22 protein-coding genes are annotated in these 22797 nt (G+C 60.0%); 11 read left to right on the forward strand and 11 right to left on the reverse strand.

Annotation, left to right across the window (positions count from 1 at the left end):
* The first annotated feature begins 236 nt into the window (after positions 1-236).
* Positions 237-593 (forward strand): hypothetical protein, encoded by a 357-nt coding sequence (locus PMI35_RS20990; protein WP_008057752.1) that lies wholly within the window; start codon positions 237-239, stop codon positions 591-593.
* Positions 594-727: 134 nt separating this feature from the next.
* On the opposite strand, the gene PMI35_RS20985 is transcribed toward PMI35_RS20990, so the two are convergent.
* Together PMI35_RS20985 and xseA are read right to left on the reverse strand one after the other, a co-directional pair.
* The gene (locus PMI35_RS20985) at positions 728-1549 is read right to left on the reverse strand and encodes a M23 family metallopeptidase (protein ID WP_008057754.1); all 822 of its coding nucleotides are present in this window, start codon (positions 1547-1549) and stop codon (positions 728-730) included.
* Between the two features lie 3 nt (positions 1550-1552).
* Complete coding sequence (xseA, locus tag PMI35_RS20980; RefSeq protein ID WP_032831500.1) at positions 1553-2932, reverse strand: exodeoxyribonuclease VII large subunit; 1380 nt, start codon at positions 2930-2932, stop codon at positions 1553-1555.
* A gap of 183 nt (positions 2933-3115) precedes the next feature.
* Here xseA and PMI35_RS20975 point away from each other — a divergent pair, with 183 nt between their 5' ends.
* From PMI35_RS20975 to guaA, 4 genes are all read left to right on the forward strand, one after another.
* Positions 3116-3883 carry a sulfite exporter TauE/SafE family protein gene (locus PMI35_RS20975; RefSeq protein WP_032831501.1) on the forward strand — a complete coding sequence of 256 codons (768 nt, stop codon included), beginning with the start codon at positions 3116-3118 and terminating at the stop codon, positions 3881-3883.
* A 61-nt stretch (positions 3884-3944) separates the two neighbouring features.
* Positions 3945-4493, forward strand: coding sequence for a hypothetical protein (locus PMI35_RS20970; RefSeq protein WP_008057761.1), 549 nt, complete (start codon positions 3945-3947; stop codon positions 4491-4493).
* Positions 4494-4711: 218 nt separating this feature from the next.
* Positions 4712-6181, forward strand: coding sequence for an IMP dehydrogenase (gene guaB / locus PMI35_RS20965; RefSeq protein WP_008057763.1), 1470 nt, complete (start codon positions 4712-4714; stop codon positions 6179-6181).
* 99 nt (positions 6182-6280) lie between these two features.
* Positions 6281-7858: a glutamine-hydrolyzing GMP synthase gene (gene guaA, locus PMI35_RS20960; protein ID WP_008057764.1), complete on the forward strand. Its 1578-nt coding sequence runs from the start codon at positions 6281-6283 to the stop codon at positions 7856-7858.
* A 71-nt stretch (positions 7859-7929) separates the two neighbouring features.
* On the opposite strand, the gene PMI35_RS20955 is transcribed toward guaA, so the two are convergent.
* Positions 7930-10992 carry a membrane-targeted effector domain-containing toxin gene (locus PMI35_RS20955; RefSeq protein ID WP_008057766.1) on the reverse strand — a complete coding sequence of 1021 codons (3063 nt, stop codon included), beginning with the start codon at positions 10990-10992 and terminating at the stop codon, positions 7930-7932.
* A gap of 206 nt (positions 10993-11198) precedes the next feature.
* Here PMI35_RS20955 and PMI35_RS20950 point away from each other — a divergent pair, with 206 nt between their 5' ends.
* Together PMI35_RS20950 and tadA are read left to right on the forward strand one after the other, a co-directional pair.
* Positions 11199-12575: a multicopper oxidase family protein gene (locus PMI35_RS20950; protein ID WP_008057768.1), complete on the forward strand. Its 1377-nt coding sequence runs from the start codon at positions 11199-11201 to the stop codon at positions 12573-12575.
* The gene (gene tadA, locus PMI35_RS20945; RefSeq protein ID WP_008057771.1) at positions 12575-13072 is read left to right on the forward strand and encodes a tRNA adenosine(34) deaminase TadA; all 498 of its coding nucleotides are present in this window, start codon (positions 12575-12577) and stop codon (positions 13070-13072) included. Before PMI35_RS20950 ends, tadA begins: the two co-directional genes overlap by 1 nt.
* A gap of 124 nt (positions 13073-13196) precedes the next feature.
* Here tadA and cmoB read toward each other — a convergent pair whose 3' ends face one another.
* The 8 genes from cmoB to PMI35_RS20905 all read right to left on the reverse strand — a co-directional run bounded on the left by cmoB (position 13197) and on the right by PMI35_RS20905 (position 20654).
* A complete protein-coding gene (cmoB, locus tag PMI35_RS20940) occupies positions 13197-14153 on the reverse strand; it encodes a tRNA 5-methoxyuridine(34)/uridine 5-oxyacetic acid(34) synthase CmoB (protein ID WP_008057773.1) in 957 nt (318 codons plus the stop codon).
* On the reverse strand, positions 14150-14929 hold the full coding sequence (gene cmoA / locus PMI35_RS20935) for a carboxy-S-adenosyl-L-methionine synthase CmoA (RefSeq protein ID WP_008057775.1): 780 nt from the start codon (positions 14927-14929) through the stop codon (positions 14150-14152). Before cmoA ends, cmoB begins: the two co-directional genes overlap by 4 nt.
* A gap of 126 nt (positions 14930-15055) precedes the next feature.
* A complete protein-coding gene (locus tag PMI35_RS20930; protein ID WP_008057777.1) occupies positions 15056-15700 on the reverse strand; it encodes a lysoplasmalogenase in 645 nt (214 codons plus the stop codon).
* Positions 15701-15702: 2 nt separating this feature from the next.
* Positions 15703-16095: a protease inhibitor I42 family protein gene (locus PMI35_RS20925; protein WP_008057779.1), complete on the reverse strand. Its 393-nt coding sequence runs from the start codon at positions 16093-16095 to the stop codon at positions 15703-15705.
* Between the two features lie 157 nt (positions 16096-16252).
* The gene (locus tag PMI35_RS20920) at positions 16253-16711 is read right to left on the reverse strand and encodes a hypothetical protein (protein ID WP_008057781.1); all 459 of its coding nucleotides are present in this window, start codon (positions 16709-16711) and stop codon (positions 16253-16255) included.
* 179 nt (positions 16712-16890) lie between these two features.
* The gene (gene lon, locus PMI35_RS20915) at positions 16891-19308 is read right to left on the reverse strand and encodes an endopeptidase La (RefSeq protein WP_008057783.1); all 2418 of its coding nucleotides are present in this window, start codon (positions 19306-19308) and stop codon (positions 16891-16893) included.
* A gap of 165 nt (positions 19309-19473) precedes the next feature.
* Positions 19474-19977 (reverse strand): L,D-transpeptidase family protein, encoded by a 504-nt coding sequence (locus PMI35_RS20910; RefSeq protein WP_008057785.1) that lies wholly within the window; start codon positions 19975-19977, stop codon positions 19474-19476.
* Positions 19978-20102: 125 nt separating this feature from the next.
* The gene (locus tag PMI35_RS20905; RefSeq protein ID WP_008057786.1) at positions 20103-20654 is read right to left on the reverse strand and encodes an NUDIX hydrolase; all 552 of its coding nucleotides are present in this window, start codon (positions 20652-20654) and stop codon (positions 20103-20105) included.
* 147 nt (positions 20655-20801) lie between these two features.
* On the opposite strand from PMI35_RS20905, the gene PMI35_RS20900 reads away from it, so the two are divergent.
* The 4 genes from PMI35_RS20900 to PMI35_RS20885 all read left to right on the forward strand — a co-directional run bounded on the left by PMI35_RS20900 (position 20802) and on the right by PMI35_RS20885 (position 22787).
* Positions 20802-21401, forward strand: coding sequence for a CoA pyrophosphatase (locus tag PMI35_RS20900; protein WP_008057788.1), 600 nt, complete (start codon positions 20802-20804; stop codon positions 21399-21401).
* Positions 21402-21456: 55 nt separating this feature from the next.
* Entirely contained in the window at positions 21457-21981 is a 525-nt protein-coding gene (locus tag PMI35_RS20895; protein WP_008057790.1) for a gamma carbonic anhydrase family protein, read from the forward strand.
* A complete protein-coding gene (locus PMI35_RS20890; RefSeq protein WP_008057792.1) occupies positions 21978-22193 on the forward strand; it encodes a DUF1289 domain-containing protein in 216 nt (71 codons plus the stop codon). Before PMI35_RS20895 ends, PMI35_RS20890 begins: the two co-directional genes overlap by 4 nt.
* A gap of 126 nt (positions 22194-22319) precedes the next feature.
* On the forward strand, positions 22320-22787 hold the full coding sequence (locus PMI35_RS20885; RefSeq protein WP_008057794.1) for a VUT family protein: 468 nt from the start codon (positions 22320-22322) through the stop codon (positions 22785-22787).
* Positions 22788-22797: the final 10 nt, after the last annotated feature.

Raw genomic sequence — 22797 nt, forward strand, 5'->3', positions numbered from 1 at the left:
GAGGTTTTCATGCCTTCAACCCTAACCGCGGGGGGGAAGGATGGCAAGCGGTCGAAAAAAATTGAGAGGAATCCTCTTTAGGGCTTATTTATCGAGATTTTATTGCTCGGCATAAGCCTGATCTTCAGGTTGTTTGCGCGAGGTTTGAGTGATGCGCAATCGACGGATTGAGCGACCGCGTCCTCGCAGTGGGGCTATTCTTCTTTAAAGCCCCGACGGGCAAGCGGGAGTCGGCGATGAACGAGTCCGATTGGAAACAGTATTGCGTATTGCGTCCGGTGGCCCATGAGCGGATGTGCACCCGGATCATGACCGACGTTGAAAAGATCGTGCTGGACAAGAGTATTGCGCCCTATGAGCGGATAGACGCCAGCGAAGAATTGCTCAAGGCCGGTCAAAAAGAGCTGTATTGGGCGTTTGGCGTGTTCAGGTTTTCACGCCATGAAGCGCGTTCGCATTTGCTTGGGTTGTGTGCGCGGGAGTTGATTACGGCGGAGGAGTTGAGCTGGTTTTCAGTGGAGACCCAGGAGTGGGTCAGGCATTGTCTGGCGGACCGGGAAGTCCATGGGATCGAGGATCTGGAGGCTGAGTAAATGGTCGCCTGTGATGCCGCCTTCGCGGGCAAGCCCGCTCCCACAGTGACCGAGGTGAACATGATTTTTGTGTACACCGCCAATCCCTGTGGGAGCGGGCTTGCCCGCGAAGGGGCCATCAGCCATACACAGGATCAGGGTTGGAATGCCCCGATAAATATCGCCGGATCCACTCGCGCATCATTCAGGCTGACATTCCAGTGCATATGCGGCCCCGTCGCCCGTCCCGTCGCACCGACTTTGCCAACCACCCCACCACGCGCCAGCTGCTGCCCAACCTTCACATCGATCTTCGACATATGACAGAACATGCTGATAAAGCCCTGGCCATGATCGACAAACACCGTGTTGCCATTGAAAAAGTAGTTACCAATCAAGATCACCTTGCCCGCGGCCGGGGTCTTGATCGGCGTCCCGGCAGGCACGGCAAAATCCAGGCCTGAGTGAGGATTACGCTCTTCACCGTTGAAGAACCGGCGCACACCGAACTTGCTCGACAGCGGGCCGTTCACCGGTTTGTCCAGCAGCACGTTACTCGGCGTGTTCGGGCTGAAGGTGCGGTAGGCGGCAATCTGCTCGGCTAGCTCACGCTCGATGCGCTTCAGGTTGTCCTGATCGGGGTTGACCTGCTGGGTATTCTTCAGGGTGATGCGCTGTTCCGGGTATTTCTTGTTACCGACGGTGAAACCCAGGCTACGCCCACCGCTGCTGATGGACTGGGCGCCCGGCTTGACCGTCAGCGGCACGCCAACGATCGCCAGCCAGTTGTTCTGCTCCTTGATCACCAATACGGGCTTGCCCTGATAGCTGGCTTTCGGCGCTTGCGCGGCAGCGCCCAGGTCGACCACTGCTACGCCGCCCGGCACCGGCTTGTTCAACAGGCGGGTGATGTAACTGTCGGCGTTGGCATTGAAGGTCAGGCACAGCAACAGCAGCGGAGCTAAAAAACGCGGCATGGATCAGTCCAGTAAAGAAAGGGTGACGGGCGTCAGGTGATTGTCTTCGACCCGCACCTGCAGTTCGCCTTCACCCAATTTGGCCTTCAGGCGTTGGCCGGTGTGGGTCTGAGCGGCGTTGCGGATCGCATTGCCACGCTCGTCGAGCAAGATGCTGTACCCACGGCCGAGGGTCGCCAGGGGGCTGACCACGTGCAGTGTTTGCATCTGGCTCTGCAGTTGCAGGCGACGGTTTTTCAGGCCCTCGCGGATGGCGCGGGGCAAGCGTTCGGCAAGGCTGTCGAGACGTTGGCGCAGCATCGCCAATTGACGGCCCGGATGTTGCCCGGCCAGGCGGGTTTCCAGGCGGATCAACCGTTCGCGACGGGTGTTGAGGCTGCGTTCGAACGCGCGGCGCATGCGCATGTCCAGGTCATCCAGGCGTTGCGCTTGCTGGCGCAGGCGTTCGCCGGGATGGCGCAGGCGACGAGAGATGCCTTCCAGGCGCAACCGGTCACGCATCAGACGATCGCGCATGCGCATCACCAGGCGCCGATGCAGACTTTCGACCCGCCGTACCAGGTCGCTGGAATCCGGTGCCAGCAGTTCGGCGGCGGCCGATGGCGTGGGCGCGCGGACGTCGGCGACGAAGTCACTGATGGAGACATCGGTTTCATGGCCGACGGCGCTGACGATCGGCGTCACGCAGGCATCCACCGCGCGCGCCACGGCTTCTTCGTTGAAGCACCAGAGGTCTTCCAGCGAACCGCCACCGCGGGCCAGGATCAGCGCGTCGAAGCCGCGGGCGTCCGCCAGTTTCAACGCGCGGACAATCTGCGCGGTGGCTTCACGGCCCTGTACGGCGGTGGGGATCAGGGTCAGTTGCACTTGCGGCGCACGGCGGCGGAACACGCTGATGATGTCGCGGATGACCGCGCCGGTGGGCGAGCTGATGATGCCGATGCGCTGCGGATGCGCCGGCAGCGGCACCTTGCGTTCGGCGCTGAACAGGCCTTCGGCGCTGAGTTTTTCCTTCAGGGCATCGAAAGCCAGGCGCAACGCGCCATCGCCGGCCGGCTCCACGGTATCGAGGATCAGCTGGTAATCGCCGCGCCCCTCGAACAACGAGACTTTGCCGCGAACCTTGACGGCCAGGCCATCCTTCAACGCCTGGCGTACGCGCGCGGCGTTTTGCCGGAACAGCGCGCAACGCACCTGGGCGCCGCTGTCCTTGAGGGTGAAATACACGTGGCCCGACGCCGGTCGGGCGAGGTTGGAGATTTCGCCTTCGACCCAGATATTGCTGAAAACGTCTTCAAGCAACACCCGCGCGCGGCCGTTGAGCTGGCTGACGGTCAGGACTTCGCGGTCCAGGCCGAGTCTTGCAAAGGGATCTTTAATCATGGGGCGCATGATAAAGGCAATCTCCACGGGAATGCACGATCCCCTGTAGGAGCGAGCCTGCTCGCGATGGATGTTAACGGTAACGCGTTGTGTCTGGATGAACGCATCGCCCTCAGGTCCATCGCGAGCAGGCTCGCTCCTACAGGAGTAGAGTCTGCTTCGCGTTTCATGGATGAGTGGGGAATTAATGTGTTTGAACTGTTGAACCAATGGCCCTTCGGCACAACGGACTGGCTGGTAATCGCGCTGGGCATCGCCCTGGCCTACATCGTGTTCGGCATTGCCGGTTTCGGCACGGCGCTGGTGGCCGGGCCGATCCTGATCCTGTTCATGCCGCTGTCGAAGATCGTGCCATTGCTGGTGTTGCTGGATTTTGTCGCGGCATTCGGCAATCTGTTGCCCTCGCGGCGTGATGTCGCCAAGCCTGAGCTGCTGCGATTACTGCCCTGCATGGCCGTGGGTTGTACGCTGGGCGTGATCTTCCTGTTGAACCTCAAGTCCGATCTGTTGCTGCTGTTGATGGGGCTGTTCATCAGTGCCTATGCCATCTACAGCCTGTGGATCAAAACCCGTCCGGCGCAGTTGTCTGCCGCCTGGGCATTGCCGATGGGTACCGTGGGCGGGATGTTCGGGGCGTTGTTTGGCAGTGGCGGCTTTCTGTATGCGATCTATTTGAACAGCCGCTTGCCCAAGGAGGCGGCCCGGGCGACCCAGAGTGCACTGATCAGTTGCAGCACTGTGGTGCGCCTGAGCCTGTTCATTGTCGCAGGCGTCTATGCCGAGCTACCCTTGTTGGTGCTGGCGTTGTGTTTGCTGCCGGCCATGGCAATGGGCCTGTGGATCGGTCGCCGGTTGACCATGAAATTGTCACGCGAGGCGTTCGTGCGGCTGGTGACCTGGCTGGTCTTGGCCAGCGGTATCGCCTTGATCGGGCGTTACTTGAGTACTTGACCTCTGAAGCCTTGGGCTTAAGCTGCCGGGATTCTTTCAAAGCGTTACAGCAGGCCGCCCCATGAATTCCCAAAGCATCATTGTCCCGAAAATTTCCACGCTGCCGGTGCATGAGCCACGGGCCCGGGCGATCGTGCGTTGGCTGGTGCGCAAGAACATCATCAACGAAGAGCTGACCACCTGTGGCCGCACCGGCAATCGCATGGGCCACGCCATCGCCGACGGTGCCAGGGCCGTGGTCCTGCATCCGCAAGCCTTGCCGTTCGGTGAGCCCGTCAATGGCCTTGAGATCGTCACCAAACGCTGCATCTATACGCCGGCCAAGGGGTTTCTTGGCGAGGCTGGTTGTGCCGAGTGCCGCAAGGAAGTCGGAGAAGCGCTGTTCGAAAGCCTCGAAGACTGGATGCCCGGGCGTACCGATAACTTCACCTGCCCCGAATGCGGGCATGAAGATGACATCAACGGCTTTCTGTTCCTGCAGGAGTGCGGCTTTTCCAACCTGGGGTTCATTTTCAACAATTGGGCCGAGGCGGGGTTCAAGCAGAGCTTTCTCGACGAATTTGCCGATTGGCTGGATCAACCCGTTAGCTGGGTGAAAGTCGAACTCTGATCGTTGCATCCCCCCTGTAGGAGCTGCCGCAGGCTGCGATCTTTTGATCTTGCTTTTGAAGATCAAAGTCAAAAGATCGCAGCCTGCGGCAGCTCCTACAGGGGGCGATATGTTCCGTATATCCATAAGGTCGATAATAGACAGAGTTTTACATTGAACCCGAGGGGGTGTCTGACTATAATGGCGCGCTTCCATTTTCCCGCTCGGGAGCCCCCGCGATGCTGCGTATCAGCCAAGAAGCTCTGACATTCGACGACATTCTCCTAGTGCCCGGTTATTCCGAGGTGCTTCCTAACGAAGTCAGTCTCAAGACCCGCCTTACCCGTGGCATCGAGCTGAATATTCCACTGGTTTCCGCCGCCATGGACACCGTCACTGAAGCCCGTCTGGCAATCGCCATGGCTCAGGAAGGTGGTATCGGCATTATCCACAAGAACATGACCATCGAGCAGCAAGCTGCCGAAGTCCGCAAGGTCAAGAAGTTCGAAGCCGGCGTCGTAAAAGACCCGATCACCATCGAGGCTGATGCCACGGTGCGTGACCTGTTCGAACTGACCCGCATGCACAACATTTCCGGCGTTCCGGTACTGCACGATGGCGACCTGGTCGGCATCGTCACTTCCCGTGACGTGCGTTTCGAAAACCGCCTGGACGCCAGTGTCCGTGAAGTGATGACGCCTAAAGAGCGCCTGGTCACGGTCAAGGAAGGCGCCGACAAGAACGACGTTCGCGAGCTGCTGCACAAGCACCGCATCGAACGCGTGCTGATTGTCGACGACAAGTTCGCCCTCAAGGGCATGATGACCGTCAACGACATCGAAAAAGCCAAGGCCTACCCGCTGGCCAGCAAGGACGATCAAGGTCGTCTGCGCGTTGGTGCTGCCGTCGGTACCGGTAAAGACACCGGTGACCGCGTTGCCGCCCTGGTCAATGCCGGCGTTGACGTGGTGGTGGTCGACACCGCCCACGGTCACTCCAAAGGCGTGATCGACCGCGTTCGCTGGGTCAAAGAGAATTTCCCTGAAGTGCAGGTGATCGGCGGCAACATCGCCACCGGCGCTGCCGCCAAGGCCCTGGCCGAAGCTGGCGCTGATGCGGTCAAGGTCGGTATCGGCCCTGGCTCGATCTGCACCACGCGTATCGTCGCCGGTGTTGGCGTGCCGCAAATCAGTGCCATCGCCAACGTCGCCGCTGCCCTCGAAGGCACTGGCGTTCCGTTGATCGCCGACGGCGGCATCCGTTTCTCCGGTGACCTGTCCAAGGCCATCGTAGCCGGTGCTTCCTGCGTGATGATGGGCTCGATGTTCGCCGGTACCGAAGAAGCGCCGGGCGAGATCGAACTGTTCCAGGGCCGTTCGTACAAGGCTTACCGTGGCATGGGTTCGCTGGGCGCCATGTCTCAGGCTCAAGGTTCCTCCGACCGTTACTTCCAGGACTCCTCGGCCGGCGCCGAGAAGCTGGTTCCGGAAGGCATCGAAGGGCGTGTTCCGTACAAGGGCACCCTGAGCGCCATCATCCATCAACTGATGGGCGGCCTGCGTTCTTCCATGGGCTACACCGGTAGCGCCAACATCGAAGAGATGCGCACCAAGCCTGAGTTCGTGCGGATCACCGGTGCTGGCATGGCCGAGTCCCACGTCCACGACGTGCAGATCACCAAGGAAGCGCCAAACTACCGCGTAGGTTGAGCCTTCAAGTAAAAAGTTAAGCAACCGGGGCTGTTTTATTCAGCCCCGAGTTGTTTCTGAATCACGACTGTTTCTGAATGACTTAGACGAGACTGAATCATGGCCCTCGATATTCACGCCCACCGCATCCTGATCCTCGACTTCGGTTCCCAGTACACCCAGCTGATCGCCCGCCGCGTGCGTGAAATCGGCGTGTACTGCGAATTGCACCCGTTCGACATGGATGACGAAGCGATTCGCGAATTCGCGCCAAAAGGGATCATCCTCGCCGGCGGCCCCGAGTCCGTACACGTCGCCGACAGCCCTCGCGCACCGCAAGCGGTGTGGGACCTGGGCGTGCCGGTCTTCGGCATCTGCTACGGCATGCAGACCATGGCCGAGCAACTGGGCGGCAAGGTTGAAGGTTCCGAACTGCGTGAGTTCGGTTACGCCCGTGTCGACGTGGTTGGCAAGAGCCGCCTGCTCGATGGCATCGAAGACCACATCGACGCCGACGGCCTGTTCGGCCTCGACGTGTGGATGAGCCACGGTGACAAGGTCACCCGCATGCCGGAAGACTTCCACATCCTGGCCAGCACCCCGAGCTGCCCGATCGCTGGCATGTTCAGCGACGAGCGTCGCTACTACGGCGTGCAGTTCCACCCGGAAGTGACCCACACCAAGCAGGGCGGTCGCATCCTGTCGCGCTTCATCCTCGACATCTGCGAGTGCGAAGCGCTGTGGACCCCGTCGAAGATCGCTGAAGACGCCATCGCCCAGGTTCGCGCCCAGGTCGGCACCGACAACGTGCTGCTCGGCCTGTCCGGCGGCGTTGACTCCTCCGTGGTTGCTGCGCTGCTGCACAAGGCCATCGGCGACCAACTGACCTGCGTCTTCGTCGACAACGGCCTGCTGCGCCTGCACGAAGGCGAGCAAGTGATGGCCATGTTCGCCGAGAACATGGGCGTCAAGGTGATCCGCGCCAACGCCGAGGACCAGTTCCTCGACAACCTGGCTGGCGAGTCGGACCCTGAAAAGAAGCGCAAGATCATCGGCCGTACCTTCATCGACGTGTTCGATGCCCAGTCCAACAAACTGGAAAACATCAAGTACCTGGCCCAGGGCACCATCTACCCGGACGTGATCGAGTCGGCTGGCGCGAAAAGCGGCAAGGCCCACGTGATCAAGTCGCACCACAACGTGGGCGGCTTGCCGGAAGAAATGAACCTCAAGCTGGTTGAACCGCTGCGAGAGCTGTTCAAGGACGAAGTCCGTCGTCTGGGCCTGGAACTGGGCCTGCCGTACGACATGGTCTACCGTCACCCGTTCCCGGGCCCGGGCCTGGGCGTGCGCATCCTGGGTGAAGTGAAGAAGGAATACGCCGACTTGCTGCGTCGCGCCGACCACATCTTCATCGAAGAGCTGCGCAAGGCCGACTGGTACCACAAGGTCAGCCAGGCGTTCGTGGTGTTCCAGCCGGTGAAATCGGTGGGCGTGGTTGGCGATGGCCGTCGTTACGCCTGGGTCGTGGCCCTGCGTGCCGTGGAAACCATCGACTTCATGACCGCGCGTTGGGCTCACTTGCCTTACGAACTGCTGGAAACCGTCAGCGGCCGCATCATCAATGAAATCGAAGGCATCTCCCGCGTCACCTACGACGTGTCGAGCAAGCCGCCAGCGACGATCGAGTGGGAATGATCCCTGTCTGACTGATCGCCTGTAACACCGCAAAGGCCCCGTGAATGTGAATTCACGGGGCCTTTTGCGTATCAGGCTGCTACAGAGGGCAGCCGCCCTTCCAGCGTCAGGCCCATGCGGTTGAGTGCGTGGGCAAGGCTGATCAGATTTGCGTAGGTGACCTGATGCACGCCGGCCCAGGCAGGGCGGTCGACCCGAAAGCCGCTATCCATCGTTCGCTCGATTGTCGTTCGCACAATCTGGTTGGTGCGGCTGCGATGAATCAGCGTGAAGGAATCCTGCGACCGTTCAATGGTGAACATGCCCTGACGAAACAGCAGGTGATCGATCTGCTCGGGCGTTCGTTGGGTGAACGGCGTCGGCATCTGCAGGCTGATGTCGGCATACAGGGTGTCGGTATTACCGCGCATCGGGCCAAGTCCCCCCGCAATCTCATGGCCGACTTCGATGCCTTGGTCGATGTCCAGGTGCAGGCTCTGCTCGGGTTGCACTTCTTCGATGCGCAAACCGACACCTCCCTCGGTTTCGCTGATGCCGGCCATTCCCCTGAACGTGTTGGTACTTTCCTGGTCGGTGAGTACCAGCCATTTTGCGCCGCCGTTGCGTGCTTGAGTGGCTTGCATGATGCTGTGGGTGAGGTAGGTCTTGATGGATTGCCGTGATCTGAGGCCCATGGTCGTGTCTGTATAGCGATAACTTGCCAGGCAGTCGGTGGCCTGGATTCGAATGCCGTTCTGTTGGGCCGTTTTGACGACCTCCAGCGGCGTGAACTGTCCCGCAGGATCGCCTGGCAGCTTTTTCAGGTATATCTCCAGCATGCCATGCATCTCCCCGGTCTCGGCGAAGTTGTTCAGGTCGACTTGGCTGAAGTCGTTGAGCAGACGATGCATGTAGAGTGTCTTGACGCCTTGCCGGGCAAACGTCGGCATGTTTTCGATCAGGAAGCGCATGCTGGCAATGCGATCCTGACTTTCTCCAACCACCAGGCCGGGCGCTGCGTCGAATATCTTCTCGATGAGTTCGGTAACGGTTGTGGATGGCGTGATCACGGGCTGGACCGGCCGGGGCGGCAGCGAGGCGAAAAAGTCCTTGGGCGTCTGGAATGCGGTTGCATCCCTGACCAGCATTGTGCGACGCCCGGCAACATATTGTTCATAGGAGGAGACCCCTCTGATTTGCCCTCCATGCATGCTGACGATTTTTATATGGGTTTCCGGTTCTCCCAACGCCATGGAGTTCAGTGAGCGGCCGTTGGGGGCATCGTATCGGGTCAAGTGAGTGAGATCCTTCACTTTGGGCAGCACCGGAGCCGTGGGCTGCGATGGTCCGGGAACAGGCTCGCTGGGGCCAGGCTTGCCAGAGGCGTGCTTGCTGGGGCCTTTACCGCCGGCGGTCAAACGAAGTTTCGGTGCCAGCTCCCATTCACCCTCGGCATTCAGGCGTACAGGAATCGAGCCCGTAAAAGCGTTGGGGTTTTGCGGGTCGATGATGGCCCAGGTGCCGCCGCCGTTGACGTCAGCCTCGTAACGCACGTAGTAAGCCTGTTCGTTGATCAGGATGGCGTTGGGAGGGTTTGATTCCAGGGTGTAGATACCCTGGTATTTCCCGCTGGTGGCCATGGGGTAGCTTTCGAGGAGTTCATTGCTTTGCCAATGCTCTGGCACTTCAATGGCATCCCCGGTCTCGTCGGGCAGGGTCGGTAATACATCAGGTTGCAGAGGACCCTCCTCTGATTCATCGGTCGCGCGCGGTTCCGCGGGCTCCTCCGGGTCGAGCGTCTTGTCCAGGTCCGCCGCTTCAGCTTCAGCCGCAACCCCGGCTTCGTCCAACACACTCGCTTCCCTGAGCAGCGGAACATTGAACAGCACATTGATGCCAGCGAGCACCGCGCCAATCACGCCAGCCTTGCGCTCCGCCGCCGTTCTGCCATTGACCGCCTTGTCGATGTTCAAACCCATCGCGGCGATGCTGGCCCCGATCACGGGCAAGGCGATGGGCCAGCCGAGAACCGCCAGCGGGCCGAAGACCTTCAGGCCGACAGTCAGATAACCCAGCCACAGGTGTTCGCGCATTTGCCCATTGGTCACCAGGGTCAGAGTGGCTTCTTCCAGCATCGCGCCTTGCACGGCCCGGCTCTGCCAGGTGAACACGTCGCCGCTGACGGTGATGTTTTTCTGATTGATCAGATGGTGATCGTATTTGCCCCAGGTGCCGACCAGCTGGTTCATCAACGGGGTGATGTCGTCGTGGATCGCCTTGCGCACCGACAGCGGGAAATGGGTCATGAATTCGGTTCGGGCCTGCTCTTCGTTCATCTGCAGCAGCATCCACCAGTGCATGTCGGTGGGCGTCGGGTGCACGTGGAAAGGTGTGGTTGCGCCAGGTACGTAGGTGATCTGCCGACCGTTGCGGTCGACGATGCGCAGGATGTCGGTGGCGACATGGCCTGCGACATCCAGCGCACAGACTTGCAGATCCGCAGGCACGGTGTTTTGCGCCTGCAGGGACGCCAGGGTGATAGGCCAGGGCGTGTCGCCAACGGCGGCCCTGACGACGGTCTGGAAATCGTCTTCCCCCAGTTGCCCGCTCTCGCACGCCTCAATGGCTTTACTGAGGTAGTTACACTTGGCCAGGGCCCGGTAGTCATCGAAATGCGTGGCCCAGAATGCATTGAATCGGGTCAGGTAGCGGTCGCTGAGGTTCAGCTCCCACAGGTCGGCGAGTACCTTGCTGGGGTACATCCGCACTTCATTGGTTTCGTTGTAGATACTGGCATTGGCATCGGCGGTGTAGAACCCGCCATTGCTGTTCAGTTCGAGGGCGTCGTCCTGGTCGGTCACGCGAAACCGATGCATGACCAGTTCCGTCAGTGTGAATGACTCACAGGGTTTGGGCGCATGTTCCCAGCCCAGGAACGTCTTGTTGCTGCTGGCCGTGACGTTGTCGAACCGATGCCACCAGACCTGGTCGGGGTCGTGGCCGGTGATGCCGTGTTTTTTCAGGATTTCACTGGCGACGGCGTGGGCTTCTTCCAGCAAACCGGGGCAGGCCGTCACGACGACGGGCGCTATGAGCCTGAGTGTTTCCTGGTCGGCGGCATTGCTTGATGCGGGGGTGTTTTGTTCGCTGGACATGCTCTCGCTCCTTGAGAAATGGGCAGTGATGATTGCCCGCTTCTCTGCAGGAGGTGCACTACATAGTTATGCATGGATAAACGGTCAGCGTCGATCAAGCTGTGACCAGTCGCCGCGCCACCCTTACTGTTTCCCAACCGCAGGTGTATCGTATTCGCCTTTTGCAGGCCATAGGCCTGTCGCTGATACGTGAGGTAGTTGAGTTCATGTCTTTCACCCGTCGCCAAATCCTCGGTGGCCTGGCCGGTCTTGTTGTCGTTGGCGTGGGAGCGGGCGGCGCATCGCGTTACTGGCTGGGCAAGATGGCCGACGCCGATGCGGGTCACGACTATGAGCTGATTGCGGCGCCGCTGGACATCGAGTTGGTGGCGGGGCACAAGACCGAAGCCTGGGCGTTCGGCCCGTCGGCGCCTGGCACCGAGTTGCGCGTGCGCCAGGGTGAATGGCTGCGGTTACGCTTCATCAACCACTTGCCGGTGGCGACCACCATCCACTGGCATGGCATTCGCCTGCCGCTGGAGATGGACGGTGTGCCTTACGTGTCGCAGTTGCCGGTATTGCCCGGTGAATACTTCGACTACAAATTTCGCGTGCCCGATGCCGGCAGCTACTGGTATCACCCGCACGTGAGCAGCAGTGAAGAGCTCGGTCGCGGGCTGGTCGGCCCGCTGATCGTCGAGGAGCGCGAACCGACCGGTTTCAAGTACGAGAAAACCTTGAGCTTGAAGAACTGGCATGTCGATGAGCAGGGCGCTTTCGTCGACTTCAGCATTCCTCGCGAAGCCGCCCGCGGCGGTACGGCGGGGCGCCTGTCGACCATCAACGGTGTGCCGCAAGCGGTCATCGACTTGCCTGCCGGGCAGATCACCCGAGTGCGCCTGCTCAACCTCGATAACACCCTCACCTATCGCCTGAACATCCCCGGTGTCGAAGCGCAGATCTACGCACTGGACGGCAACCCCATCGAACCGCGACCGCTCGGCAAGGAGTACTGGCTCGGCCCGGGGATGCGTATTTGTCTGGCGATAAAGGCGCCACCTGCCGGTGAAGAGTTATCGTTGCGCAACGGGCCTGTACGCCTGGGTACATTGCGTTCGGTGGCTAACAGTGACGCCCCGACCCAATGGCCGCCCGCGCTGCCCGCCAACCCGGTGGCCGAACCGGACCTGGCCAATGCCGAGAAACTCAACTTCAATTTCGAATGGGTGGGGTCGGTGTCAGTCAACGTCGACAACGGCAAGCCGCCAAGCCTGTGGCAGATCAACGGCAAAGCCTGGGACATCACGGATAAAACCTGCGCCGACCGTCCGATTGCCAAGCTGGAAAAGGGCAAGAGCTACATTTTTGAATTGAAGAACATGACTCAATACCAGCATCCGATTCACCTGCACGGCATGAGCTTCAAAGTCATTGCTTCGAACCGCCATAAGGTCATCCCGTACTTCACCGACACCTATTTGTTGGGCAAGAACGAGCGTGCGCAGGTGGCGCTGGTGGCGGATAACCCTGGGGTGTGGATGTTCCATTGCCATGTGATCGATCACATGGAAACCGGCCTGATGGCCGCCATCGAGGTGGCGTGATGCGTCAGATTCGTCCCGCTGCAATCATCGACCGCAGCCGAGATCGTGACTTCATGCGCGAAGCCCTGGCCCTCGCGGCACAAGGCGCGGCACTGGGCGAAGTGCCGGTGGGCGCGGTGCTGGTGCAGGATGGTGAAATCATCGGTCGTGGCTTCAATTGCCCGATCAGCGGCAACGATCCGAGTGCCCATGCCGAGATGGTCGCGATCCGTGATGCCGCCCAAGCCGTCAGCAACTATCGCCTGCCAGGCAGCACGCTGTATGTGACGCTGGAGCCGTGCAGCATGTGCGCCGGGTTGATCGTGCATTCGCGGATTACGCGGGTGGTGTATGGCGCGCTGGAGCCCAAGGCCGGGATTGTGCAGAGCCAGGGGCAGTTCTTTACCCAGGGCTTTTTGAATCACCGGGTGTTGTATGAGGGTGGGGTGTTGGCGGAGGAGTGTGGGGCGGTACTCAGCGAGTTCTTCAAGGCCCGACGTGCGAAACCTTCAGACTAAACACCAACCCCTGTAGGAGCGAGCCTGCTCGCGATGGTGTGTCAGTCGACATCAACGTATCTGACACTCCATCGCGAGCAGGCTCACTCCTACAGGGGATCTCCATTGACAGCGAGATTGGGGATTATTTGCGGGCGACGATCACCGCCCGCATCGGCGCCGGCAGCCCTTCAATGGTCTTGCTGTGGTCTTCGGGATCAAGGAAGTCGCTCAACGACTGATACTTCATCCATTCCGTACCGCGCTGTTCTTCAACCGTGGTCACGCTCACGTCCACGCATTTCACATCGGTAAACCCGGCCCGACGCAGCCACAACTCCAGCGCCGGCACTGACGGCAGGAACCACACGTTGCGCATCTGCGCATAGCGATCCTCCGGTACCAGCACTTGATGTTTGTCGCCTTCGACCACCAGGGTTTCGAGCACCAGTTCGCCGCCCTTGACCAGGCAATCCTTCAACGCCAGCAAGTGCTCGATCGGTGAGCGACGGTGGTAGAACACGCCCATGGAAAACACCGTGTCGAAGCCCTCGAGGTTCGGCGGCAGGTCTTCGAAAGGGAATGGCAGGTGCCAGGCATTCGGCTCGGACAGGTAACGCTGCACCGCCTGGAACTGGCAGAAGAACAACCAGTTCGGATCGACGCCGATCACGCTGTCCGCACCGGCACCCAGCATGCGCCACATGTAGTAACCGTTGCCGCAGCCGACATCGAGGATGCGCTTGCCCTTGAGGTCCAGGTGCGGAGCGACGCGCGACCATTTCCAGTCCGAACGCCATTCGGTGTCGACGTGCACGCCGAACAGATCGAACGGGCCTTTGCGCCACGGCGACAAACCCATCAATGCCGTGCGCATCTGCGCACGGGTTTTATCGTCGCAATCGGTGTCCAGCGTCAAACCGTTCAACAAGTCGACTTCGCTCGGCTGGATCTTCGGCAGAGCGTCCAGCGCACTTTGCCAGCGCTCCAGGTCGCCGTGACCCTTTTCCATTTTCTTGTCGAGTTGATGCTGCAGGGTGTTGGCCCAATCGGCCAGCGGTGTGCCAGCCAGGCGGCGGGCCAGGGGAGACAGATCAATCATGGCAAGGCAATCAACGAGGCAAAGTTAAGACACTGGAACCACGGCACGACTTTCGAGAACCCGGCGGCCAACAGGCGTTCGCGATGTTCTTCGAGGCTGTCGGGCTTCATGACATTTTCGATGGCGCTGCGCTTCTGGGCAATTTCCAGTTCGCTATAGCCGTTGGCGCGCTTGAAGGCGACGTGCAGGTCGGTGAGCAGCGCGTGCTCCTGCTCGTCTTCAAAGCGCAGTTTTTCCGAGAGGATCAGTGCACCACCGGGCAGCAGGGACTGGTGGATGCGCGACAGCAACGCGCTACGTTGGTCCGGGGCGATGAATTGCAGGGTGAAGTTCAGCGCCACCACCGAGGCGGGTTTGAATTCGAGGGCGAGGATGTCGCCTTCGACCACTTCCACCGGCAGCAACTCCTGGAACATCGAGTCCTGGCCGTTCAGATACTCACGGCATCGCTCGACCATCGCCGCGGAGTTATCCACAGCGATGACGCGGCAGCCGTCGGTGCGCACATGTCGACGTAGCGCCTGGGTCACTGCGCCCAGGGACGAGCCGAGGTCGTAGAGCACGCTGTTGGGCTGGGCGAATTGCGCGGCGAGCACGCCGAGGTTTTCGACAATGGTCGGATAACCCGGCACCGAGCGCTTGATCATGTCCGGGAACACTCGCACCACGTCCTCATTGAAGGCGAAGTCAGGCACCTGGGCCAAAGGCTGGGCGAAAAGGCGATCGGATTCTTTGCTCACGGCGGTTCCGGCGGTGTCGGTGGAAAAGGCCGGCATTTTAGCCAAGTTGGCGCGGGGATGCGCGGGTTGTCTGATAAACCGCCAAATCAAAAGATCGCAGCCTGCGGCAGCTCCTACATTGGAACGCGATCCCCTGTAGGAGCTGCCGCAGGCTGCGATCTTTTAAGCGGCTGAATGCGGTTTCTGATCGAACGCCGATGCGGTGATGCCCCATTGCCCCAGCCAGTAACTGAGGATGATCACGTACGGCGCGGCATCAAAGGGCACGACAAAGCGGCTGATACCAATCACGCTATCGGAAAACACAAACGCCACCGCCCCGGCTGCCGCAAGCAGCGCCGAACGCTTGGGCACATCGGTGCCGAGTCGCGCCAGCGCACGCCAGAGCATGGCGCTGATCGCCAGGCCATAGACGATCACCGGAATCAGCAATGGCCCCAGTCCGTGGGTAATCAGTATCCCCAGCAACACTGCGCCGACGCCGAGGGCCAGGATCAGTGGCAACACGGCCAAGCGCCTGCAGTCAGTCAAATAAGCTTTCAGATAGGCCAGATGGGCGACGAGGAATGCGCCGAGGCCGAACACGAACAAATCCCCCGGCCATGCCAGCAACACGTCGCCGAGCAGGGAAAAGATCAAGCCCAGACTGATCCAGCGGCGATACTCACTAGGTGGTGCGTCGTGCAGCCAGCCGAGCAGGGCCAGTACAGGCAGCGGCTTGACCAACAGGCAAAGCAGCGCTGCGTGCACGCTCAGGCCATAGAGAAACGTCACTGCGCCCATCAGCGCCAGAATCAGCCAGCCCACGGTCAGTTCACCGAAATGGCGCAGTCGAAGGCATCCGCCGGCAGCACTTCCGGTGCCCAAGGTTGTTGCGAGGTCAGGCGTAAACGCCCGGTGCCAGGGGCGAACGCCTGGAAGCGCCAGGTCGAAACACCGGCAGCACCCACGACGCCGGCATCTTCCGGGTTGCTGTAGACCTCAGGGCTGAGCGCGCGCAATACGCCGCCGGCCGAATCCTGGATCGACCAGCGATAACCCGTGGTCGGATTGCTCGGCAGGGTCAGGATCAGGTTTTGCCCGCTGGTGAGTTTTATCGGGCATTCGCTTTGTTTTTCCACGGTCACATTGTGCGCAGGTTGCGTGGCGCAAGCGGCCAGCAAGGTGAGAGCGAGAGGGACAAACAGGCGAGTGGGGGACATAGGCTCAGCGGCTCCGGCATTCACGACGAACGGCGAGCATAACTGAAGATGAGACAAAGTGTGACAGCGCTGGGAGTGGTGGTTGCCAGTGCCGACGCCATCGCCGGCAAACCGGCTCCTACGGGAACGGTCCTGCCGGCGATAGCGCTGGTGCAGGTCAGGCTTGCAGCGAGAACGCAAACTTGCCTTCGGATACAAACTCACGCTGTCCGTTGTCCTTGAAGCTGACTTTGAATGTGCCGGAGTAGTCTTGCTTGCCGGCGTCCACAATCAGGTTCATGACGCCCTTGAATGCCGGGTAACTGGTATAGGCCGGGAAGCTTTCAGTCAGAAGAATTTCTATCGAATGCTCCGGCGAGTTTAATTCGTAGGTGCCGGATTCGATATTTTTAGGTAGATAAAGATCAAAAGCACGATCTTCAGGGGTGTTTTTTTCACCGGCTTTGAAAATAGCCAGGATTTCCCGGGAACCGACGCTGGTGTAAAACTCTTCGGAGTTAAAATCATTGCGGTCTTGAATGGTGGCACTCAAGCAGTTTTTCTGACAGCACTGGCGGAATTTCATTTTAGTATTAATGCGACTGTCGACAAGACTTCTTCGTTGCTGGATATCCATGGAACCTGTTTCTTCAAGGATTGTTGGAGCCTTGAATGTACGGCCTGTGGGTGGCCTGGACTACTATTCGAATTAGCAGGTTCTAATCAGTCTTGATGACAAAGTGTGTATGTTGTCAGGCATGAAAATGACATGGCCAGACAACTCGTCTGGCCATTTCAGTGTTGCAATCGATCAGCTTAGAACAAAACTTTTGCCACATCCGCAAAGCGCTTGGCAAAGTGCACGGTAATCCCTTCCTTCAGATAATCCGGCAATTCTTCGAAGCTTCCACGGTTAGGCTCCGGCAAGATCAATTCGAAAATCTTCTGCCTCCGCGCCGCAATCACCTTCTCACGCACCCCGCCAATCGGCAGTACATGCCCGGTCAACGTCAGCTCGCCCGTCATGGCCACGCCTTTTTTCGGCGGCTGGTTGCGGGCCAGGGACAGCAGTGCGCTGGCCATGGTCACGCCGGCGCTCGGGCCGTCTTTCGGGGTGGCGCCTTCCGGTACGTGCAAGTGCACGAACGCTTCGTCGAAGAATTTCGGATCACCGCCAAACGACTTCAGGTTGGAGCTGACGTAGCTGTAGGCAATTTCCGCGGATTCTTTCATCACGTCGCCCAATTGCCCGGTGAGCTTGAAGCCGCGATTGAGGGTATGAATGCGCGTGGCTTCGATCGGCAGGGTTGCACCGCCCATGCTGGTCCAGGCCAGGCCTGTAATCACACCCGTTCCCGACAGCACTTGTTCATTTCGGAACACAGGTTTGCCCAACGACGCTTCAAGGTCTTTCGGGCCAATCTTGATCACGGCATTCGGGTCGTCGAGCAGTTTCACTACCGCTTTGCGCACCAATTTGCCGAGGTTTTTCTCCAGCTGGCGCACCCCGGCTTCACGGGCGTAACCGTCGATCAGCGTCTTCAACGCGCTGTCGCTGATGCTCAGGCTGCCTTTTGACACGCCGGCCTTTTCGAGTTGCTTGGGCCACAGGTGGCGTTTGGCGATGGCGACTTTTTCTTCGGTGATGTAACCCGACAGTCGGATCACTTCCATCCGGTCCAGCAAGGGGCCGGGAATCGAATCCAGGGTGTTGGCGGTGCAGACGAACAGCACTTTCGACAGGTCCAGGCGCAGGTCCAGGTAATGGTCGAGGAATTCGACGTTCTGCTCCGGATCTAGGGTTTCCAGCAGCGCCGAGGCCGGGTCGCCCTGGTAGCTTTGGCCCATCTTGTCGATTTCGTCGAGCATGATCACCGGGTTCATCACTTCGACGTCTTTGAGCGCTTGCACGAGTTTGCCCGGCATCGCACCGATGTAGGTACGGCGGTGGCCCTTGATTTCGGCTTCGTCACGCATGCCGCCGAGGCTGAAGCGGTAGAACGGTCGGCCGAGGGATTCGGCGATGGATTTGCCGACGCTGGTTTTACCCACGCCCGGCGGCCCTACCAGCAGCACGATGGAACCGCTGATTTCGCCCTTGTAGGCACCCACCGCGAGGAACTCGAGGATGCGGTCCTTGATGTCGTCGAGGCCGGCATGGTGGTTGTCCAGCACCTTGCGCGCGTGCTTGAGGTCGAGTTTGTCCTCGCCGTACACGCCCCACGGCACCGATGTCGCCCAGTCGAGGTAGTTACGCGTGACCGCGTACTCCGGCGAGCCGGTCTCGAGGATCGACAGCTTGTTCATCTCTTCTTCGATGCGCTTCTGCGCCTGCGACGGCAGCACTTTGCCGGTCAGCCGTTGCTCGAATTGTTCGATGTCGGCGCTGCGGTCGTCCTTGGTCAGCCCCAGCTCCTGCTGGATGACCTTGAGCTGCTCCTTGAGGAAAAATTCGCGCTGATGCTCGCCGATCTTGCGGTTAACTTCGGCGGAAATTTCTTTTTGCAGGCGCGCGACCTCGACCTCCTTGCGCAGCATCGGCAGGACTTTTTCCATGCGCTTGAGCATGGGCACGCAGTCGAGCACTTCCTGCAGTTCGCTGCCGGTCGCCGACGTCAGCGCGGCGGCGAAGTCAGTCAACGGCGATGGATCGTTGGGGCTGAAGCGGTTGAGGTAGTTCTTCAGCTCTTCGCTGTACAGCGGATTGAGCGGCAGCAGTTCCTTGATCGCATTGATCAGCGCCATCCCGTAGGCCTTGACCTCGTCGGTCGGCTCGGTGGGCTGGTGCGGGTATTCGACTTCCACCAGGTACGGCGGGCGATGGTGCTTGAGCCAGGTCTTGAGGCGCACACGGGTCAGGCCCTGGGCGACGAATTGCAATTTGCCGTTTTCGCGACTGGCGTGGTGCACCTTGACCAGGGTGCCGTACAACGGCAGGGCCGAGGTATCAAAATGGCGCGGGTCTTCCTGGGGCGTGTCCATGTAGAACAGGGCCAGGGAGTGGTGTTCGGATTTGGCAACCAGGTCGAGGGTTTCCGCCCAGGGTTCTTCATTGACGATCACCGGTAGGACCTGGGCCGGGAAGAAGGGGCGGTTGTGAATCGGGATGATGTAGACCTTGTCCGGCAGGTTCTGGCCGGGGAGGGCAAGCCCCTTGCCTGGGGTGTGGTGTTCGGCGTTTTCCGGGTCGGCGTATTCGCTGGGGTCTTCGGGGAATGCTTGCTGGTCGCTCATGGGGCACCTGCGCAATGGGGTATGGGTCTTAGATGGGGCAGGCCTCTGGTGGTTTCAATGGGGGAGGGGATATTCGGGGGGTGTTCAGGATCGGTACAGGTAGTGTGCATCTGCCTGTTGCAGGCAGCCAGCGTTCCCAGGGCATGGGAACGCTCAACGGTCATATTAGGGACGAATCTCGATCATCGTGCCGTCCGGCACCAGGTTCCAGATTTCGCGCATGTCCATGTTGCGCATGGCAATGCAGCCGTCGGTCCAGTCCAGGGTGTGGAACAGGTGCTCGGGGTTTTCTTCGGTGTCCGGGGTGCCGTGGATCATGATCATGCCGCCGGGATCGACACCTTCACGCCGTGAGCGGGCGGAATCGGTGATGTTCGGGTAGGAAATGTGCATCGCCAGGTTGAATTTATCGCTGACCTTGCGCCAGTCGATCCAGTAGAAACCTTCAGGCGTGCGTTTGTCGCCTTCCATCAGCTTTGGCCCTAGGGGCCGTTTGCCCAGGGAAATGCGATAGGTCTTGACCGGTTTGCCGTCATTGATCAACTGCAATTGATGGGCAGACTTGAGAACCAGGATTTTCTCGATGACCTTGCCGTCCAAGGGCTCCATGGCAGTAGCCTGGGACACCGTGACGAACGACAAGCAGAACAGGGCAAGCAACCAGCGCATTGAAACGATTCCCCAGGAGGTGTCGCGACCATATATCTATTTATAGGTGTTTTTGCAGGCGCTGCCGAAGGTCCGGGCCGAGTTCGGACGATCTGTGCGCGCCTGGCGATGATACCAAGATGACATCAAGTGATGACAGGCTGAACCAGCGGCGGGATCGATTCGGACCGCACGGGGTAGACCTCGGTCCGCCGGTCAGCGAAGAAGCATTCTAAGGTACGGCCCACCGTGCGGAAAGCCAGCTCGTCCCAAGGAATGTCGGCTTCGTCGAATAGTTGCACTTCCAGGCTCTCTATACCGGCGGCAAAATCCAGGTCCGCCAGCTCGGCGCGGAAGAACACATGCACCTGGCTGATGTGCGGTACATCGATCAGCGTATAGATGCTCAGGTTGCGCACTCGCGCACAGGCTTCCTCGGCAGTCTCGCGAATGGCCGCCTGCTCGATGGTCTCACCGTTTTCCATGAAACCGGCGGGCAGGGTCCAATAGCCACGGCGCGGCTCGATGGCGCGGCGGCACAACAGCACCTGGGTGCCCCAGGTCGCCACGCAGCCGGCGACGATGTTGGGGTTCTGGTAGTGAATGGTGTGACAGCTGTCGCAGACAAAACGCAGGCGCGAATCGCCCTCGGGAATGCGTTGGGTCACCGGGTTGCCGCACTGACTGCAAAATTTCATGCTTGGGTTCCTGAATGCTGCGCCTATCTTGGCGTGCGGCGGTGGCTGTCGGCAAGTTGTCGTTTCGCGACATGCCACTGTGCGGGGGGTTGGGCGGCCGAAGCGATTGGTGCATGATGCAGGGTAAGGCACTGATCGAGAACACTCATGCTGGACGAGCTACTGCATCGGGTAAGTCACCACACACCACGCACGTTGGAGACCGACCGACGTTTCCCAGAGGCTGCCGTCCTGGTACCGATCACTCGCAGTGACGAGCCGGAGCTGGTATTGACCTTGCGCGCCAGCGGGCTGTCGACCCATGGTGGCGAAGTCGCCTTCCCCGGTGGCCGCCGCGATCCCGAAGACCCCGACCTGGTGTTTACCGCCCTGCGCGAAGCCGAAGAAGAGATCGGCCTGCCACCGGGCCTGGTCGAAGTGATCGGTCCGCTGAGCCCTTTGATCTCCCTGCACGGCATCAAGGTCACGCCTTATGTCGGGGTGATTCCGGACTTTGTCCAGTACCGGGCCAACGATGCCGAGATCGCCGCCGTGTTCAGTGTGCCCCTGGAGTTCTTCCGCAAAGACCCGCGCGAGCATACCCATCGTATCGATTACCAGGGGCGCAGTTGGTACGTGCCGAGCTATCGCTATGGCGAATTCAAGATCTGGGGCCTGACGGCGATCATGATCGTGGAGTTGATCAATCTGCTCTATGACGCGAAAATCAGCCTGCACTTACCGCCTAAAAGCTTTATCAATACCTGAAGCCATCACTCGAATGGCCTGAACACGCCGCAGCCTGAGCCTTGAGGACAACAAGATGAAATACCGCCTGGGCGACGCCCGTGTCGAGACCCATCCACAGAGCTGGGTCGCTCCCAATGCCGTGCTGGTGGGCAGGGTCAAACTGGAAGAGGGCGCCAACGTCTGGTTCAACGCCGTGCTGCGGGGCGACAACGAGCTGATCCTGATCGGCAAGAACAGCAACGTCCAGGATGGCACCGTGATGCATACCGACATGGGTTACCCGCTCACCATCGGTACCGGCGTGACCATCGGCCACAACGCCATGCTGCACGGCTGCACCGTGGGTGACTACAGCCTGATCGGTATCAATGCGGTGATCCTCAACGGCGCGAAAATCGGCAAGAACTGCATCATCGGCGCCAATTCGTTGATCGGCGAAGGCAAGGAAATTCCGGATGGTTCGCTGGTCATGGGTTCACCCGGCAAGGTAGTACGCGAGCTGACCGAACAGCAGAAAAAGATGCTGGAGGCCAGCGCCGCCCACTATGTGCATAACTCACAGCGCTATGCCCGCGACCTGGCTGAGCAGGAACAATGAACACTCCCGAGCGCCCGGTTGCATCGCCTTGCGTGAATATTTGCGCGCTGGACGACGATGACATTTGCACGGGCTGTCAGCGCACGGTGGAAGAAATCACCCGCTGGAGCCGCATGAGCAACGATGAGCGCCGCACGGTGTTGGGGTTGTGCCATGAGCGGGCCAAGGCCAGTGGGTTGGTGTGGATGATCGGAACAAAGCCGCAGTTGTAGGAGCGAGCCTGCTCGCGATGGACTCAAGAACACCGCGGGGAACCAGATTCCCCGCGTTATCGTTAACGACCATCGCGAGCAGGCTCGCTCCTACAGTATCCTGTGCGAAATTTGACAGGTACTTCCATGCTCTTTCTGATCGCCTATATCAGCAGCGTCGTGCTGATCAACTACGCCTTCTCCACCGCCCCGGATCTGGACATCATCTGGTCAGCCTGGGGCGGCCTGGTGTTCGTGTTGCGCGACATGGTGCAGACCCGCTTCGGCCACGGCGCGATCGCGGCGATGCTGGCGGCGCTGGTGTTGTCCTATATCACCTCCGATCCCTCCATCGCCCTGGCCAGTGCCACGGCATTCGCCGTGTCGGAGTGCATCGACTGGCTGGTGTTCAGCATCACCCGACGTCCGTTGCACGACCGCCTGTGGATAAGTTCGGCCCTGAGCATCCCGCTCGATACGTTTATCTTCTTTGGCATGATCGACGCGCTGACCCCGGGCGTGATTCTCACTGCCCTGGGTTCCAAGTTCGCCGGCGTCACGGCCGTCTGGCTGATCATGGCCTGGCGCTTGCGCAAGCTGGCGGTCGCCAGCTGAAGCCAAACCC

It is taken from the genome of Pseudomonas sp. GM78, from assembly GCF_000282475.1.
GTDB lineage: Bacteria > Pseudomonadota > Gammaproteobacteria > Pseudomonadales > Pseudomonadaceae > Aquipseudomonas.